The 15,225-nt window shown below is 69.6% G+C and carries 12 protein-coding genes; 10 read left to right on the top strand and 2 right to left on the bottom strand.

Features of this window, described 5'->3' with window-relative positions; genetic code table 11:
* Window positions 1-253 precede the first annotated feature (253 nt).
* Window positions 254-1,429: an MFS transporter gene (locus U4Y91_RS07525; RefSeq protein ID WP_321804539.1), complete on the bottom strand. Its 1,176-nt coding sequence runs from the start codon at window positions 1,427-1,429 to the stop codon at window positions 254-256.
* Window positions 1,430-1,576: 147 nt separating this feature from the next.
* Between U4Y91_RS07525 and U4Y91_RS07520 the strand changes: the two genes are divergently transcribed.
* The 8 genes from U4Y91_RS07520 to lnt all read left to right on the top strand — a co-directional run bounded on the left by U4Y91_RS07520 (window position 1,577) and on the right by lnt (window position 9,958).
* Entirely contained in the window at window positions 1,577-2,509 is a 933-nt protein-coding gene (locus U4Y91_RS07520) for a LysR family transcriptional regulator (protein WP_321804538.1), read from the top strand.
* A gap of 274 nt (window positions 2,510-2,783) precedes the next feature.
* On the top strand, window positions 2,784-4,157 hold the full coding sequence (miaB, locus tag U4Y91_RS07515; protein ID WP_321804536.1) for a tRNA (N6-isopentenyl adenosine(37)-C2)-methylthiotransferase MiaB: 1,374 nt from the start codon (window positions 2,784-2,786) through the stop codon (window positions 4,155-4,157).
* A 33-nt stretch (window positions 4,158-4,190) separates the two neighbouring features.
* Complete coding sequence (locus U4Y91_RS07510) at window positions 4,191-5,237, top strand: PhoH family protein (protein ID WP_321804534.1); 1,047 nt, start codon at window positions 4,191-4,193, stop codon at window positions 5,235-5,237.
* Window positions 5,238-5,389: 152 nt separating this feature from the next.
* Window positions 5,390-6,175, top strand: coding sequence for an rRNA maturation RNase YbeY (gene ybeY, locus U4Y91_RS07505; protein ID WP_321804532.1), 786 nt, complete (start codon window positions 5,390-5,392; stop codon window positions 6,173-6,175).
* 14 nt (window positions 6,176-6,189) lie between these two features.
* Entirely contained in the window at window positions 6,190-6,822 is a 633-nt protein-coding gene (locus U4Y91_RS07500) for a gamma-glutamylcyclotransferase (protein WP_321804530.1), read from the top strand.
* A 67-nt stretch (window positions 6,823-6,889) separates the two neighbouring features.
* On the top strand, window positions 6,890-7,039 hold the full coding sequence (locus U4Y91_RS07495; protein ID WP_185500336.1) for a hypothetical protein: 150 nt from the start codon (window positions 6,890-6,892) through the stop codon (window positions 7,037-7,039).
* A gap of 287 nt (window positions 7,040-7,326) precedes the next feature.
* Window positions 7,327-8,214 carry an HlyC/CorC family transporter gene (locus U4Y91_RS07490; protein ID WP_321804528.1) on the top strand — a complete coding sequence of 296 codons (888 nt, stop codon included), beginning with the start codon at window positions 7,327-7,329 and terminating at the stop codon, window positions 8,212-8,214.
* Between the two features lie 52 nt (window positions 8,215-8,266).
* The gene (lnt, locus tag U4Y91_RS07485) at window positions 8,267-9,958 is read left to right on the top strand and encodes an apolipoprotein N-acyltransferase (RefSeq protein WP_321804527.1); all 1,692 of its coding nucleotides are present in this window, start codon (window positions 8,267-8,269) and stop codon (window positions 9,956-9,958) included.
* Window positions 9,959-10,115: 157 nt separating this feature from the next.
* On the opposite strand, the gene U4Y91_RS07480 is transcribed toward lnt, so the two are convergent.
* Window positions 10,116-11,753 carry a tetratricopeptide repeat protein gene (locus U4Y91_RS07480; protein WP_321804525.1) on the bottom strand — a complete coding sequence of 546 codons (1,638 nt, stop codon included), beginning with the start codon at window positions 11,751-11,753 and terminating at the stop codon, window positions 10,116-10,118.
* A 344-nt stretch (window positions 11,754-12,097) separates the two neighbouring features.
* On the opposite strand from U4Y91_RS07480, the gene glyQ reads away from it, so the two are divergent.
* Window positions 12,098-13,102 carry a glycine--tRNA ligase subunit alpha gene (gene glyQ / locus U4Y91_RS07475; protein ID WP_082729730.1) on the top strand — a complete coding sequence of 335 codons (1,005 nt, stop codon included), beginning with the start codon at window positions 12,098-12,100 and terminating at the stop codon, window positions 13,100-13,102.
* Between the two features lie 22 nt (window positions 13,103-13,124).
* Window positions 13,125-15,224, top strand: coding sequence for a glycine--tRNA ligase subunit beta (gene glyS / locus U4Y91_RS07470; protein WP_321804522.1), 2,100 nt, complete (start codon window positions 13,125-13,127; stop codon window positions 15,222-15,224).
* The last annotated feature ends 1 nt before the right edge of the window (window position 15,225 follow it).

The raw sequence follows: 15,225 nt of genomic DNA, 5'->3' as shown, positions 1-15,225 counted from the left end.
GCATGGCCTCCGGGCCGCCGCGCGGCCCTGCGAATGGGGTAAGCCGGAATCGGAATCGGGTTGCGCCACGATCGGCGCGTATCGAGACGCTATCACCCGGCCCCGACCCGGCAAACGAAGTTATCTTCACACCGTTATCAGCATCGCGGAGGATTGCGTTTCTCGCGAACCTTTTCCTGTCGCTATGGCGCCGGCACACCGCCACTCGATGCGCGGGTCAATGCGCCGCTCGATGCGCCGGCCAATGCGCCGGTCAATGCGCGGCCGGCGCGGCGCTGCGCGCCGGCGCGCGCGCATCGAGCCGCATCGCGAGCCACGTGACGACGAGCACCGCGAACGTCACCGCGACGGCGACCCACGGCAGCGCGTCGAGCGCGAAGCCGTGCCCCAGCGCGAGGCCGCCGAGCCACGCGCCGGCCGCATTGCCGACGTTGAACGCGCCGATGTTCAGCGTCGACGCGAGATGCGGCGCGCTCGCGGCCTTCTCGACGACGCGCGCCTGCAGCGGCGGCACCGTCGCGAACGCGGCGATCCCCCAGACGAACACGGTCACCGCGGCCGCGACCGGCAGGTGGCTCGTCTTCGCGAACACGGCCATCACGGCCATCAGCGCGACCAGGATCGCGATCAGCGACGGCATCAGCGCGCGATCGGCGAGCTTGCCGCCGAGCGTGTTGCCGACCGTCAGCCCCGCGCCGAACAGCACGAGGATCAACGCGACCGCGCGCGGCGAATAACCGGTGACGGTTTCGAGGATCGGCGCGATATACGTGAACACGACGAACACGCCGCCGAAGCCGAGCACGGTCATCAGCAGCGCGAGCCAGACCTGCGGCTCCTTCAGCACGCGCACTTCGTGGCCGAGGCCGACGGGCCCGCTGTCGTGGCGGTTCGGCACCAGCAGCGCGACGCCGCCGAGCGACAGCACGCCGAGCGCGGCGACGATCCAGAACGACGCGCGCCAGCCGAGCAGCTGGCCGACGAACGTGCCGAACGGCACGCCGAGCACGTTCGACAGCGTGAGGCCCGTGAACATCAGCGCGATCGCGCTCGCGCGCTTGTCGGCCGGCACGAGCGATGCGGCGACCACGGCGCCGATCCCGAAGAACGAGCCGTGCGCGAACGACGTGACGACACGCGCGACCATCAGCATCGCGTAGCCGGACGCGGTCGCGCACAGCACGTTGCCGACGATGAAGATCGCCATCAGCAGCTGCAGCGCGGCCTTGCGCGGCATGCGGCTCGTCAGCACCGCGAGCAGCGGCGCGCCAACCGCGACGCCGAGCGCGTAGCCGGTGACGAGCAGGCCGGCCGACGGCAACGACACGGCGAGGTCGTGCGCGACTTCGGGCAACAGGCCCATGATGATGAATTCGGTGGTGCCGATGGCGAAGGCGCTGATCGCGAGCGCCAGGAGCGGAATGGGCATGACGTTCTCCGAGAGGGCGGCGGACGCGGCGCCCGGTCGGTGCCGCACCGCACAAAAGGCGGGATCTGCGCGCATTGTCCCGAATACGCCTATCTTTGATAATTGGCGTGGCATTTGAACCATTTTCAAAAATTTCTGGAAAATCCGATGGATCGACTGGGCGACATCCGGCTGTTCGTCGAGGCGGCCGAACTGGGCAGCCTGTCCGCGGCCGGGCGCAAGCTGAACCTCACGCCGGCCGCCGCGAGCGCGCGCCTCGCGAAGCTCGAGGCGAAGGTCGCGACGCGGCTGTTCGAGCGCTCCACGCGGCAGCTGCGGCTCACCGACGAAGGCCGGCTCTACCTGAACTGCTGCCGGCAGGCGCTGCAGGCGCTCGACGACGCGCATGCGCTGCTGCAGGAAGGCCGCAACGTGGTGGCCGGCAAGGTGCGGCTGTCGTCGACGTCCGATTTCGGCCGCAACCAGCTGCTCGACTGGCTCGACGAATTCACCACGCTGCATCCGGGCGTCACGTTCTCGCTGACGGCGTCCGATTCGTCGTCGAACCTGTGGCAGGACGAGATCGACCTCGCGATCCGCTTCGCCGCCCCGCCCGACGGCGCGCTGATCGCGCGTCGGCTCGCCGCGAACCGGCGCGTGCTGTGCGCGGCGCCGTCGTTCGTCGAGCGCCACGGCGTGCCGGCCGACCCGCATGATCTGGCCCGATTTCCCTGCAACGTGATCACGATCGCGTCGTGCCCGATGAACACGTGGCGCTTCACGCGCGGCGACGAGGTGCAGACCCACACGGTGCCGGTGTCGACCGCGTTCGAGACCAACGACGGCGGCTTGACCCGCGAATGGACGCTGCGCGGCCACGGCATCGCGCTGAAGTCGCTGTGGGACATCGCCGACGACGTGCGCGCCGGCCGGCTGCGCGTGCTGCTGCCCGACTGGCGCCATCAGGACGCGCCGCTGCATGCGATCTATCACAGCAAGCGCTACATGGCGCCGCGCGTGCGCGTGCTGCTCGACTTCCTCGCCGAACGCTTCGCGCGCGAGGAAGCGGCGCTCGACGACCTGCTGAACGCGTGCCGCTGACGCCTGCCGCACCGCCATATCAGGGTCGGAATGCAACGAAAGGCGTCGCGCGGCCGCAACCCGCCGCCCGCCCGGGACGGCGCGTAAAGCTATAATGGAAGGCTTTCCCGACGGCTTTTCACGCGCTCACGCGTTGCGCGACAGGCTCGCTCGACGCGCGCTGCGCGCCCCGGTCCGCCACGCGGCACCGGCACGCGCCGCTGCATCGGCAGCAGCCGTCCCGATTCACCCTTGACGACGCCCCCAGGTCAACCACTGCGAACGGCGAATCCCCATGACCAAGAAAGTTTACGTAAAGACCTTCGGCTGCCAGATGAACGAGTACGACTCGGACAAGATGGTGGACGTGCTCAATGCGGCCGAAGGCCTCGAAAAGACCGATACCCCGGAAGACGCGGACATCATCCTGTTCAACACGTGCTCGGTGCGCGAGAAGGCGCAGGAAAAGGTGTTCTCCGATCTCGGCCGCGTGCGCGAGCTGAAGGAAGCGAAGCCGGGCCTGCTGATCGGCGTCGGCGGCTGCGTCGCCAGCCAGGAAGGCGCGTCGATCGTGTCGCGCGCCCCGTACGTCGACCTCGTGTTCGGCCCGCAAACCTTGCACCGCCTGCCGCAGATGATCGACGCGCGCCGCGAGAGCGGCCGCGCGCAGGTCGACATCTCGTTCCCCGAGATCGAGAAGTTCGACCACCTGCCGCCCGCGCGCGTCGAGGGGCCGAGCGCGTTCGTGTCGATCATGGAAGGCTGCTCGAAGTACTGCAGCTACTGCGTCGTGCCGTACACGCGCGGCGATGAAGTGTCGCGCCCGCTCGACGACGTGCTGACCGAAGTGGCCGGCCTCGCCGACCAGGGCGTGCGCGAAGTCACGCTGCTCGGCCAGAACGTGAACGCCTACCGCGGTGCGCTGGCGGCCGGCTCGTCCGAAATCGCCGATTTCGCGACGCTGATCGAATACGTCGCCGACATCCCCGGCATCGAGCGGATCCGCTACACGACGTCGCACCCGAAGGAATTCACGCAGCGCCTGATCGACACCTACGCGAAGGTGCCGAAGCTCGTGAGCCACCTGCACCTGCCGGTCCAGCACGGCTCCGACCGCATCCTGATGGCGATGAAGCGCGGCTACACGGTGCTCGAATACAAGTCGGTGATCCGCAAGCTGCGCGCGATCCGCCTGGACCTGTCGCTGTCGACCGACATGATCGTCGGCTTCCCCGGCGAGACCGAAGAGGATTTCGACAAGATGATGGCGCTCGTGCACGAGATGAGCTACGACACCAGTTTCTCGTTCATCTACAGCCCGCGCCCCGGCACGCCGGCCGCGAACCTGCACGACGACACGCCGCGCGAGGTCAAGCTCAAACGCCTGCAACATCTGCAGGCGACCATCGAGGAAAACGTCGCGCGCATCAGCCAGTCGATGGTCGGGAAGGTCGAGCGGATCCTCGTCGAGGGCCCGTCGCGCAAGGACCCGAACGAACTGTCGGGCCGCACCGAGAACAACCGGGTCGTGAATTTCCCGGCGCCGCTCGCGTCGCACCCGCGCCTGATCGGCCAGATGATCGACGTGAAGATCAACCATGCGTACCCGCATTCGCTGCGCGGCGAGCTGCTGCTCGTGAGCGACGACGCGAGCGCGGCCACCCACTGACCGACTGACGTTCCACAGGAGCCCGACGCTACTTTGAAGACCGTCCAAGCACTGGAATTCACCGCGCCGCGCGACGACAACGCGCGCCTCGCCAACCTCTGCGGCCCGCTCGACGAGAACCTGCGGCAGATCGAACAGGCACTCGACGTCACGCTCGCGCGGCGCGGCCACCGGATCACGATCCGCGGCCGCGGCGCGAAGCTCGCGCTCGCGGCACTCGAGAACTTCTACAACCGCGCGCGCGATCCGCTGTCGGTCGACGATATCCAGCTCGCGCTGGTCGAAGTGCGCCACACGTCCGGCAACGGCCGCCAGGACACGCTCGACGTGCGCTTTCGCGGCGACCCGGACCATCCGTTCGACGAGCCCGTCGTGCAGCTCGACGCGGAAATGCCGGACGAAGAACCCGCGCCGAAGCTCTACACGCGGCGCGCCGACCTGCGCGGCCGCACGCCCGCGCAGCGCGAATACCTGAAGCAGATCCTGCAGCACGACGTGACGTTCGGCATCGGGCCGGCCGGCACCGGCAAGACCTACCTCGCGGTCGCGTGCGCGGTCGACGCGCTCGAGCGCGACCAGGTCAAGCGGATCGTGCTGACGCGCCCGGCCGTCGAGGCCGGCGAGCGGCTCGGCTTCCTGCCGGGCGATCTCGCGCAGAAGGTCGACCCGTATCTGCGGCCGCTGTACGACGCGCTGTACGACCTGCTCGGCTTCGACAAGACCGCGAAGATGTTCGAGCGCCAGATGATCGAGATCGCGCCGCTCGCGTACATGCGCGGCCGCACGCTGAACCACGCGTTCATCATCCTCGACGAGGCGCAGAACACGACGCCCGAGCAGATGAAGATGTTCCTCACGCGGATCGGTTTCGGCTCGAAGGCCGTCGTCACCGGCGACACGAGCCAGGTCGACCTGCCGCGCGGGCACAAGAGCGGGCTCGTCGAGGCGCAGCAGGTGCTCGGCGGCGTGCGCGGCATCGCGCTCACGCGCTTCACGAGCGCCGACGTCGTGCGCCATCCGCTCGTCGCGCGCATCGTCGAGGCGTACGACGACTTCCACGCGCAGCACCAGGACGCGTAGGAAGCCGGCTGCGCCCACGCGCCACACCGGCCGACGGCCCGGCCCGCCCGACGGCGCGCCGGGCATTTTTTCGCCCGCGCGCGGCCGGTTCGAATTCGGGCGCGATCGGCCGTTTGGTGTATCCTCAACGCGTTCCAATCGCCGCACCCGTCATGAAATCTTCCCGTTCTCGCAAGTCCGGGCGCGACCAGTCCGCCGCGCCCGATTCCCCCCGTCTTTCGCTGTTCGATGCGAAGGGCAAGGCCCGGACCGTCAACGCGCAAGGGCTTCGAATCGACTTCCCGGACGGCCGCAGCCTGATGTTCGACCTGTCGGGCAGCTCGGGCGAGGCGGCCGTCGCGATCGTCGCGCAGCACAACGACCCGGCGATGCGCGCGAAGCTCGCGCTGCAGCCCGAGCACTACGACAGCGTGACGCTGCACGTGGGTGCCGAACCCGCGCCGCGCGACGAGGAAATCGCGGAAATGGCGGACGAGCTGCGCGAGCTGGAGCTCGACCTGTCCGTGCAGTACGGTGACGAGATCACCGCCGACATCCGCAAGACGCTGCCGAAGCGCAAGCTGATCGCCGAATGGATCGAGCCGGCGCTGTTCGCGAGCGCGCAGCTCACCGTGCGCTTCGTCGGCGACGAAGAAGGCCAAACGCTGAACGCCGGCTACCGCCACAAGGACTACCCGACCAACGTGCTGACCTTCGCGTACGACCCGGCGCCCGACGGCACGGTGATCGGCGACCTCGTGCTGTGCTGCCCGGTCGTCGAGAAGGAAGCGCACGAACAGGGCAAGCCGCTCATGGCCCACTACGCGCACCTGCTGGTGCACGGCGCGCTGCACGCGCAGGGCTACGATCACGAGACGAGCGACGAGGACGCCGCCGCAATGGAAGCGCTCGAAGTCGACATCCTCGCGAAGCTGGGCTTCCCGAACCCGTACCAGTAAGCATCGTCCGCACCATGCACCACCCCGCGCTGCTGCCGCCCGCCTACCCGCCGTCGATCGGCGAGGGACGGCTGCTGACGGAAGACGAGCTCGCGGCATCGCTCGCGCACACGATGCGCGACTGGGACGGCCGGCAGGATCTCTGGCTGTTCGGCTATGGCTCGCTGATCTGGAACCCCGGGCTGCCGACCGTCGCCGCCGTGCGCGGCAAGGTGCACGGCTACCATCGCGGGCTCTACCTGTGGTCGCGCGTGAACCGAGGCACGCCCGAACGTCCGGGCCTCGTGCTCGCGCTCGATCGCGGCGGCTCGTGCTCGGGCATCGCGTTCCGGCTCGCGGGCCCGACCGCGCAGCCGCATCTCGAGACGTTGTGGAAACGCGAGATGCCGATGGGGTCGTACCGGCCCGCGTGGCTGCCGTGCTCGCTCGAGACCGGCGAACGCGTGAACGCGCTCGCATTCGTGATGCGCCGCGACGTGCCCACTTACACCGGCAAGCTGACCGACCCCGTCGTGAAGGAAGTATTCAGCTGCGCGGCCGGCCGCTACGGCACGACGCTCGACTACGTGAGCCGCACCGTGGACGCGCTGCGCGCGAGCGGCATCCCCGACCGCGCGCTGGAAGGGCTGCTCGCGCGATGCCGGTGATGCCCGACCGGCCGGCGTGCGCCCCACCGGCGGCCGCCCCCGTGCATTCGAAGGAGAATCCGCGCCCATGAACCCGTCACGCAGATCGCGCGTCATGCTGGCCGCGCTGCTCGTCGCCACGAGCGTCGCGCTGTCCGGCTGCGGCATGTTCGGTTGCGGCGGCGCCGCGACCAACGGCGCGGCCGCCGGCGGCTGTTCCGCCGGCATGCGCTTCTGAGGGTCCGGGCGCCCGCCCGGCCCGCCCTGCACGCGACGAAATGCCGCTGACGCCGACCGGCCGGCCGGTCGCCCCCGCTTTTTTGCCACCGCTGCCCGGCCGCCCCTTTCTGAGATAGGATGGATACATAGGACGGCGTCGCGCCCGGCGCGGCCGTTCCCGAGCGGGGCTCGCGCGCGCCGCCTGCCCCCGGCCGGACGGCCGGTGTGACACGGCCGCGCCATGCCCTTGGTGTATCCTTGCCTACTCCGTGACCGCGCGCCCCGGCATGACCCGGGCGCACCACCATGAACGATTCGTATCCCAGTCGTAAGCTCACCGACAAACCGCAAGAAAAGCGCTCGCTGCTCGAGCGCCTGACCGACTTCATCTCGCCCGAGCCGGAATCCCGGTCCGAGCTGCTGGAAATCCTCCAGGACGCCCACGAACGCAACCTGATCGACGCCGATTCGCTGTCGATGATCGAAGGCGTGTTCCAGGTGTCCGACCTGTGCGCCCGCGACATCATGGTGCCGCGCGCGCAGATGGACGCGATCAACATCGCCGACAAGCCTGAAGACTTCATCCCGTTCGTCCTCGAGAAAGCGCACTCGCGCTACCCCGTGTACGAGGAGAACCGCGACAACGTGATCGGCGTGCTGCTCGCGAAAGACCTGCTGCGCTTCTATGCCGAAGAGGAATTCGACGTGCGCGGGATGCTGCGCCCCGCCGTGTTCATTCCCGAATCGAAGCGCCTGAACGTGCTGCTGCACGACTTCCGCGTGAACCGCAACCACCTCGCGATCGTCGTCGACGAATACGGCGGCGTCGCGGGCCTGATCACGATCGAGGACGTGCTCGAACAGATCGTCGGCGACATCGAGGACGAATACGACTTCGACGAGGAAGCCGGCAACATCATCTCGGGGCCGGACGGCCGCTTCCGCGTGCGCGCGCTCACCGAGATCGAACAGTTCAACGAGGCGTTCGGCACCGACTTCCCCGACGACGAGGTCGACACGATCGGCGGGCTGATCACCCATCACTTCGGCCGCGTGCCGCACCGCGGCGAGAAGCTGCAGCTCGGCAACCTCGTGTTCGAGATCCAGCGCGGCGATGCGCGCCAGGTCCACGTGCTGCTGGTGCGCCGCACCCCCCTCGCGAGCCGCCGCGCCGAAACCTCGCACGAGGACTGACCGTCTCGCGCCGGTCGCGTCTCCCTCAACCGCTCGCCCTCTTTCGCTTCACATGGACGATCCGATCCCGTCCCGCCCGGCTGGCGGTCTTCTCGCGCCGGCACCCGGCCGCACGCTGCCGCGCTGGCACTATCCGGCCGCGCTGCTCGCCGGCGCGGCCAATACGCTCAGCTTCGCACCGACCCCGCACGGCGGCTGGCTGCAGCTCGTCGTATTCGTCTGGTTTTTCGCGCAGCTGACGCGCACGTCGAGCTGGCGCGGTGCCGCCCTCACCGGCGGCGCGTTCGGCTTCGGCAACTTCATCAGCGGCATCTGGTGGCTCTACATCAGCATGCACGTGTACGGCGAGATGGCCGCGCCGCTCGCGGGCGGCGCGCTGGTGCTGTTCTCGCTGTACCTGTCGCTGTATCCGGCGTTCTCGGCGGGGCTCTGGTCGTTCTGCGCGGGCCATGCGTGGCATCGCCGCGAACCCGATCCGCGGCCGTTCTCGCCGACCTGGCACGGCGCGTTCGCGTTCGCGAGCGCATGGGCGCTCGGCGAATGGCTGCGCGGCACCGTGTTGACCGGCTTTCCGTGGCTCGCGAGCGGCTATCCGCAGGTCGACGGCCCGTTCGCGGGCTTCGCGCCGGTCGTCGGCGTGTACGGGATCGCGTGGGTGCTCGCGCTGTTCGCCGCACTGGCCGTGCAGGCGCTCGTCGCCGCGCGCCGGTCGCCCGCATCCGAACGCGGCGCCGCCGGCAACGCGCGCGTGCGCATCGCCGCGCCGGCCGGCATCGCCGTCGCGCTCGTCGCGGCCGGCATCGCGCTGTCGCAGGCCGCGTGGACCGTGCCCGCGAACGCGCCGCTCACGGTGCGGCTGCTGCAGGGCAACGTGAAGCAGGACATCAAGTTCGAGCAAGAAGGCATCGACGCGGCGATCAAGATGTACACGCAGATGATCGTCGAGAAGCCGGCCGACCTGATCGTCACGCCGGAGACCGCGATCGCGGTGATGATCCAGGAGCTGCCCGAACCGTTCGCCGTCGCGATCCGCAAGTTCAGCGACACGACCGGCTCGGCCGTGCTGTTCGGCGCGGTCGGCGCATCGGTCACGCCGGACGGCCACTACGTCGACTACACGAACAGCCTGTACGGCGTGACGCCGCACTCGCGCGACATCTATCACTACGACAAGCACCATCTCGTGCCCTTCGGCGAGTTCATCCCGTGGGGCTTCCGATGGTTCGTCGACCTGATGAAGATGCCGCTCGGCGACTTCGCGCGCGGCGCGCCGGTGCAGAAGCCGTTCCTCGTGCACAACCAGCCGGTGATGGCCGACATCTGCTACGAAGACTTGTTCGGCGAGGAAATCGCCGCGACGATCCGCGACAATCCGCAGCCGCCCGGCGTGCTCGTCAACGTGACGAACCTCGCGTGGTTCGGCGACACGATCGCGCTCGACCAGCACCTGCAGATCGCGCGGATGCGCGCGCTCGAAACGGGCCGGCCGATGCTGCGCTCGACCAACACCGGGATGACCGCCGCGATCGACGCGCGCGGCCGCGTGCTCGGCCAGCTCAAGCCGTTTACGATCGGCTCGCTCGACGTACGGATCGAAGGCACGAGCGGCTTCACGCCGTACGTGACGAGCGGCAACAACATCGTGCTCGCGGTGTCGCTGGTGCTGCTCGCGTTCGGCTTCACGTTCGGGCCGGGCCTGCGCCGCCGCAACGGCGCGCAGGCCGGCGGCGGCCGGAACGCCTGACGCATCGGGCGGCCGGCGCGCGCGGCGCGGCGGCCGCCGATGCGGCATGCGGACCGCCCCGCCCGCCGACGTCCGGCGCATGAGGCTGCGTCCGCACGACACCCCGGCAAGTCGCGTGCCGGAAGCAACGACGCGCGACGTCGCGCCGGCCAGCCGTTCAGGCCGGCCGCTGCGCGTCCGCGGCCAGGCCGCGCAGATCCCGCCCGAGCGCTTCCATCACCGGCGCCCATGCGCCGAACGTCGGCTGCCGGTACAGCGTCGCGGTCGGATACCACGGGCTGTCGGCGCGCTCGAGCAGCCATGGCCAGTGCGGATTCACGTCGAGCAGCACCCAGGTGCGTGCGCCGAGCGCGCCCGACAGGTGCGCGACCGACGTGCACACCGTGATCACCAGATCCAGCGCGCCGATGAACGCGGCCGTATCGTCGAAACTCTCGAGTTCGCCGGTGAAGTCCTCGATCGCGAAACCGGCCGCGCGCGCCGCGGCGACATCCGCGTCCGCGCCCGGCTGCAGCGAGTAAAACGCGACGCCGTCGACACCGCGCAACGCATCGGCATAGCGCTCGAGCCCGACGCGCCGCAACGGATTGCGCTGGTGCCCCGCGCTGCCCGTCCACACGAGCCCGACCTTCAGCCGGCCGTCGCCCGCGAGCCGCGCACGCCATGCGTCGCGCGCGCGCGGATCGGCATGCAGGTACGGCACCGCCGCGCCGAGCGTCGACGTCTCCATCCCGAGCATCAACGGCAGGCCGATCAGCGGCACTTCGTAGTCGAACGCCGGCAGCGCGTCGACGCCGCCGCCCGCGCTGAACGCATCCGCGTGGGCGCCGAGGCTGCGCCGCATCAGCGTGCCCACCTGCGGAAACGTGTTCCACGCAAGCCGGCCGCCCTCGCGGTGCACGCGCTCGGCGAGCGGCGCGACGAAGCGCGCGAACTGCAGCACGTCGCCGAGCCCCTGCTCGCCCCAGACGAGCAGCGTCTTGCCCGCGAGCGGCTCGCCCTGCCAGCGCGGGCCGGGCAGCACCGGCCGGCGGCCGCGCAGCTCGCCGGCGCCGTCCCAGCGCGCCTCGTGGCCGCGCCAGCCGGCCGCATGGTTGCCGCGCACGAGCTGGATGATCGCGAGGTTGAAACGGAACGACGCGTCGTCGGGCGCCAGCTCGCACGCGCGCGCCGCGTAGCGTTCGGCGTCGTCCCAGCGCTGCGCCTCCTTCATCGCCATCGCGATGTTGTTCAGCGCGAGCGCATTGTCGGGCACGATCTCCGCGAGCCGCGCCGCGCACGCGAGCGCGCCGTCGAGGTCCTGCGTCGCGAGCCGCGCGACGACCAGGTTGATCCACGCCTGCACGTCGTGCGGGTCGGCCGCCACGGCCGCGTCGAGCAGCGCGATTTCTTCGTTGCGGTCGCCGCCCGACAGCCGCAACGCGATCGCCAGGTTGTTGCGCAGCGATGGCCAGCCCGGATCGAGCGCATAGGCGGCGCGGTACGACGCGACGGCGTCGGCGTGACGCCCGAGCATCTGCAGCGCGTAGCCATGATTGAAACGGGCGCCGGCACCCGGATGCACGCGCAGCGCGCATTCGGCCAGCGCGAGCGCGTCGGCGCTACGCTGCCGTGCGACGAGCGCCGCGGTAAGCTGCGCGAGCGCGGCCATGTCGACGGCGTGCAGATGGCCGGCGGCGGCGAGCCAGAGCGCATGCGCGTCGCGCTTGCCGCGCGCGTGCGCGTCGGCGGCCTGCCCGAGCAGCGCAAGCAGCGGCGGCATCAGCGGAATGAGGAGGTCGTTCGAATCGTCCATGCGGTCCGGAGTGGGCAATCGGTCGCGCGGCAGGCGTCGCGCGCGCCGCAATACGCGCATCTTAACGCCCGCGCAAAGCGGCGCGGCAGGCGGTGCGAGCAGCGCATCGCGACACCGCGCGCGAGCGCACCGCGCGCATCGACAACCCGCGCACAGGCCGCGCACGGCTCGCCCGGAACACCGCCGACGCCTCCTTCGTCCGCGTTCCGGCCGCATCCGGCCGCCGATCCGGTAAAATTGCACGTTTCAGCACACTAACAAGCCGCGCCGCCGCGCGAGCCGACCCTCCGGGCCCCGCCCGGAGCGCCGCCCGCAACGGAGCGCCAGCGCCACGAAGGCTCTTCATGCTTACGTTTCAGCAAATCATCCTGACGCTGCAGTCCTACTGGGACAAGCAGGGTTGCGCCCTGCTCCAGCCCATCGACATGGAAGTCGGCGCGGGCACGTCGCACGTCCACACGTTCCTGCGCGCGGTCGGCCCCGAGCCGTGGCGCGCCGCCTACGTGCAGCCGTCGCGCCGCCCGAAGGACGGCCGCTACGGCGAGAACCCGAACCGGCTGCAGCATTACTACCAGTACCAGGTCGTGCTCAAGCCGGCGCCGGAAAACATCCTCGACCTGTATCTCGGTTCGCTGGAAGCGCTCGGCTTCGACCTGAAGCAGAACGACGTGCGCTTCGTCGAGGACGACTGGGAGAACCCGACGCTCGGCGCGTGGGGCCTCGGCTGGGAAGTGTGGCTGAACGGCATGGAAGTCACGCAGTTCACGTATTTCCAGCAGGTCGGCGGCCTCGACTGCAAGCCCGTGCTCGGCGAAATCACCTACGGCCTCGAGCGCCTCGCGATGTACCTGCAGAAGGTCGAGAACGTGTACGACCTCGTGTGGACCGAATGGGAAGAGCACGGCCCGAACGGCCCCGAGCTGCGCCGCCTGTCGTACGGCGACGTCTACCACCAGAACGAGGTCGAGCAGTCGACCTACAACTTCGAGCACGCGAACGTCGATCTGCTGTTCACGTTCTTCAACAGCTACGAAGCGGAAGCGAAGAAGATGATCGACGCGCAGCTCGCGCTGCCCGCGTACGAGCTCGTGCTGAAGGCCGGCCACACGTTCAACCTGCTCGACGCGCGCGGCGCGATCTCGGTGACGGAGCGCGCGGCGTACATCGGCCGCATCCGCGCGCTGTCGCGTCTCGTCGCGCAGGCTTACTACGACTCGCGCGAGAAGCTCGGCTTCCCGATGCTCGGCAACCCGCCGGGCGTGCCGGGCCTCACCACCGATGCCCAGGACGCCGCCCAGCCGGCATGGGCGCCGCCGCTCAAGGTCGAACGCAAGATCGATCAGGACTGACGAGACGAGATTCAATCCACACATGACGCACAATCATCCCGCCCCCCTGCTCGTCGAACTGCTGACCGAAGAGCTGCCGCCGAAGGCCCTCGCGCGCCTCGGCGACGCATTCGCCGAAGGCCTCGCGCAACGCCTCGCGGCACGCGACCTCGTCGAAGGCGAACTCGTATTCGAACGCTACGCCACGCCGCGCCGCCTCGCGGTCGTCGTGCAGAACGTGCGCGCCGTCGCGCCTGAAAAGCAGGTCCGCGAAAAGGTCCTGCCGGTGTCCGTCGCGCTCGACGCGGAAGGCCGGCCGACCGCTCCGCTCGCGAAGAAGCTCGCGGCGCTCGGCCATCCGAACCTGTCGATCGCCGATCTCGAGCGCGCGCAGGACGGCAAGGCCGAAGCGTTCTTCGTCAACTATTCGGCGGCCGGCGCGACGCTCGCCGACGGGCTGCAGGCCGCGCTCGACGAAACGCTCGAGAAGCTGCCGATCCCGAAGGTGATGACCTACCAGCGCCCGGACGGCTCCGACGTGAAGTTCGTGCGTCCGGTGCACCGCCTGACCGTGCTGCACGACGACCGCATCGTGCCCGTCACCGCGTTCGGCGTCGATGCCGGCGACACCACGCTCGGCCACCGCTTCCTGTCCGACGGCCTCGTCGCGATCCAGCATGCGCGCGCGTATGCCGACACGCTGCGCGACAAGGGCCGCGTGATCGCGCACTTCGCCGATCGCCGCGAAACGATCCGCACGCAGCTGAACGAACACGCGAACGGCGACACGGTCGTGATGCCCGAGTCGCTGCTCGACGAAGTGACGTCGCTGGTCGAATGGCCGGTCGTCTATCCGTGCCGCTTCGAGGACGAATTCCTGCAGGTTCCGCAGGAATGCCTGATCCTCACGATGCAGACGAACCAGAAGTACTTCGCGCTCACCGACGTCGCCGGCAAGCTGCGCTCGCGCTTCCTGATCGTATCGAACATCGAGACGAAGATGCCGGGCGAGATCATCGAAGGCAACGAGCGCGTCGTGCGCCCGCGCCTCGCCGACGCGAAGTTCTTCTTCGAGCAGGACAAGAAGAAGCCGCTGGCCGAGCGCGTGCCGCTGCTCGCGAACGTCGTCTATCACAACAAGCTCGGTTCGGCGCTCGCACGCGTCGAGCGCCTCGAGGCGCTCGCCGGCGAGATCGCGCCCGCGATCGGTGCCGACGCCGCGCACGCGAAGCGCGCCGCGCGCCTCGCGAAGGCCGACCTGCTGACCGACATGGTCGGCGAGTTCCCGGAACTGCAGGGCACGATGGGCACGTACTACGCGCGCCACGACGGTGAGCCCGACGACGTCGCGCTCGCGTGCGCCGAGCATTACCAGCCGCGCTTCTCCGGCGACGCGCTGCCGACCACGCCGGTGTCCACCGCTGTCGCGCTGGCCGACAAGCTCGAGACGATCGTCGGCATCTGGGGCATCGGCCTCGCGCCGACCGGCGAGAAGGATCCGTTCGCGCTGCGCCGTCACGCGCTCGGCGTGCTGCGCCTGCTGCTCGAGAAACAGCTGCCGCTCGATCTCGTGTCGCTGCTGCGCACGGCCCATGCGCGCTTCGAGGGCGTGCCGGGCGTCGCCGAATCGACCGACGCGATCTTCGCGTTCTTCATCGACCGCCTGCGCGGCCTCTTGCGCGAGCGCGGCTACTCGGCCGGCGAAGTCGACGCGGTGCTGAGCCTGAACCCGACGCGCGTCGACGATCTCGTCGCGCGCCTCGACGCGGTGCGCGAATTCACGCGCCTCGCGGAAGCCGAAGCGCTCGCGGCCGCGAACAAGCGGATCTCGAACATCCTGAAGAAGTCGGAAGGCGGCGCGACCGGCACGGTGCAGCCGACGCTGCTCGTCGAGGCCGCCGAGAAGGCGCTGCACGAGCAGCTCGCGGCCGTGACGCCGCACGTGCAGTCGCAGCTCGAGGCGCGTGCGTACACGGGCGCGCTGTCGGCGCTCGCCGCGCTGCGCGCGCCGGTCGACACGTTCTTCAACGACGTGATGGTCAACGCCGAGGATCCCGCGCTGCGCGCGAACCGTCTCGCGCTGCTGTCCGCGCTGCATCAGCAGATGAACTGCGTCGCCGACATCTCGAAGCTCGCCGCATAAA

The sequence above is a fragment of the Burkholderia sp. BCC1993 genome (assembly GCF_905339865.1).
GTDB lineage: Bacteria > Pseudomonadota > Gammaproteobacteria > Burkholderiales > Burkholderiaceae > Burkholderia.
The sequence above is the reverse complement of the archived record's forward strand: the minus strand, read 5'-3'. Positions and strand labels throughout refer to the sequence as shown.

Excerpts from the sequence above, each read along its gene's own strand:
- U4Y91_RS07525 (WP_321804539.1), bottom strand. The coding sequence starts at position 1,429 with ATGCCCATTCCGCTCCTGGCGCTCGCGATCAGCGCCTTCGCCATCGGC.
- U4Y91_RS07520 (WP_321804538.1), top strand. The coding sequence starts at position 1,577 with ATGGATCGACTGGGCGACATCCGGCTGTTCGTCGAGGCGGCCGAACTG.
- miaB (WP_321804536.1), top strand. The coding sequence starts at position 2,784 with ATGACCAAGAAAGTTTACGTAAAGACCTTCGGCTGCCAGATGAACGAG.
- ybeY (WP_321804532.1), top strand. The coding sequence starts at position 5,390 with ATGAAATCTTCCCGTTCTCGCAAGTCCGGGCGCGACCAGTCCGCCGCG.
- U4Y91_RS07500 (WP_321804530.1), top strand. The coding sequence starts at position 6,190 with ATGCACCACCCCGCGCTGCTGCCGCCCGCCTACCCGCCGTCGATCGGC.
- U4Y91_RS07495 (WP_185500336.1), top strand. The coding sequence starts at position 6,890 with ATGAACCCGTCACGCAGATCGCGCGTCATGCTGGCCGCGCTGCTCGTC.
- U4Y91_RS07490 (WP_321804528.1), top strand. The coding sequence starts at position 7,327 with ATGAACGATTCGTATCCCAGTCGTAAGCTCACCGACAAACCGCAAGAA.
- lnt (WP_321804527.1), top strand. The coding sequence starts at position 8,267 with ATGGACGATCCGATCCCGTCCCGCCCGGCTGGCGGTCTTCTCGCGCCG.
- U4Y91_RS07480 (WP_321804525.1), bottom strand. The coding sequence starts at position 11,753 with ATGGACGATTCGAACGACCTCCTCATTCCGCTGATGCCGCCGCTGCTT.
- glyQ (WP_082729730.1), top strand. The coding sequence starts at position 12,098 with ATGCTTACGTTTCAGCAAATCATCCTGACGCTGCAGTCCTACTGGGAC.
- glyS (WP_321804522.1), top strand. The coding sequence starts at position 13,125 with ATGACGCACAATCATCCCGCCCCCCTGCTCGTCGAACTGCTGACCGAA.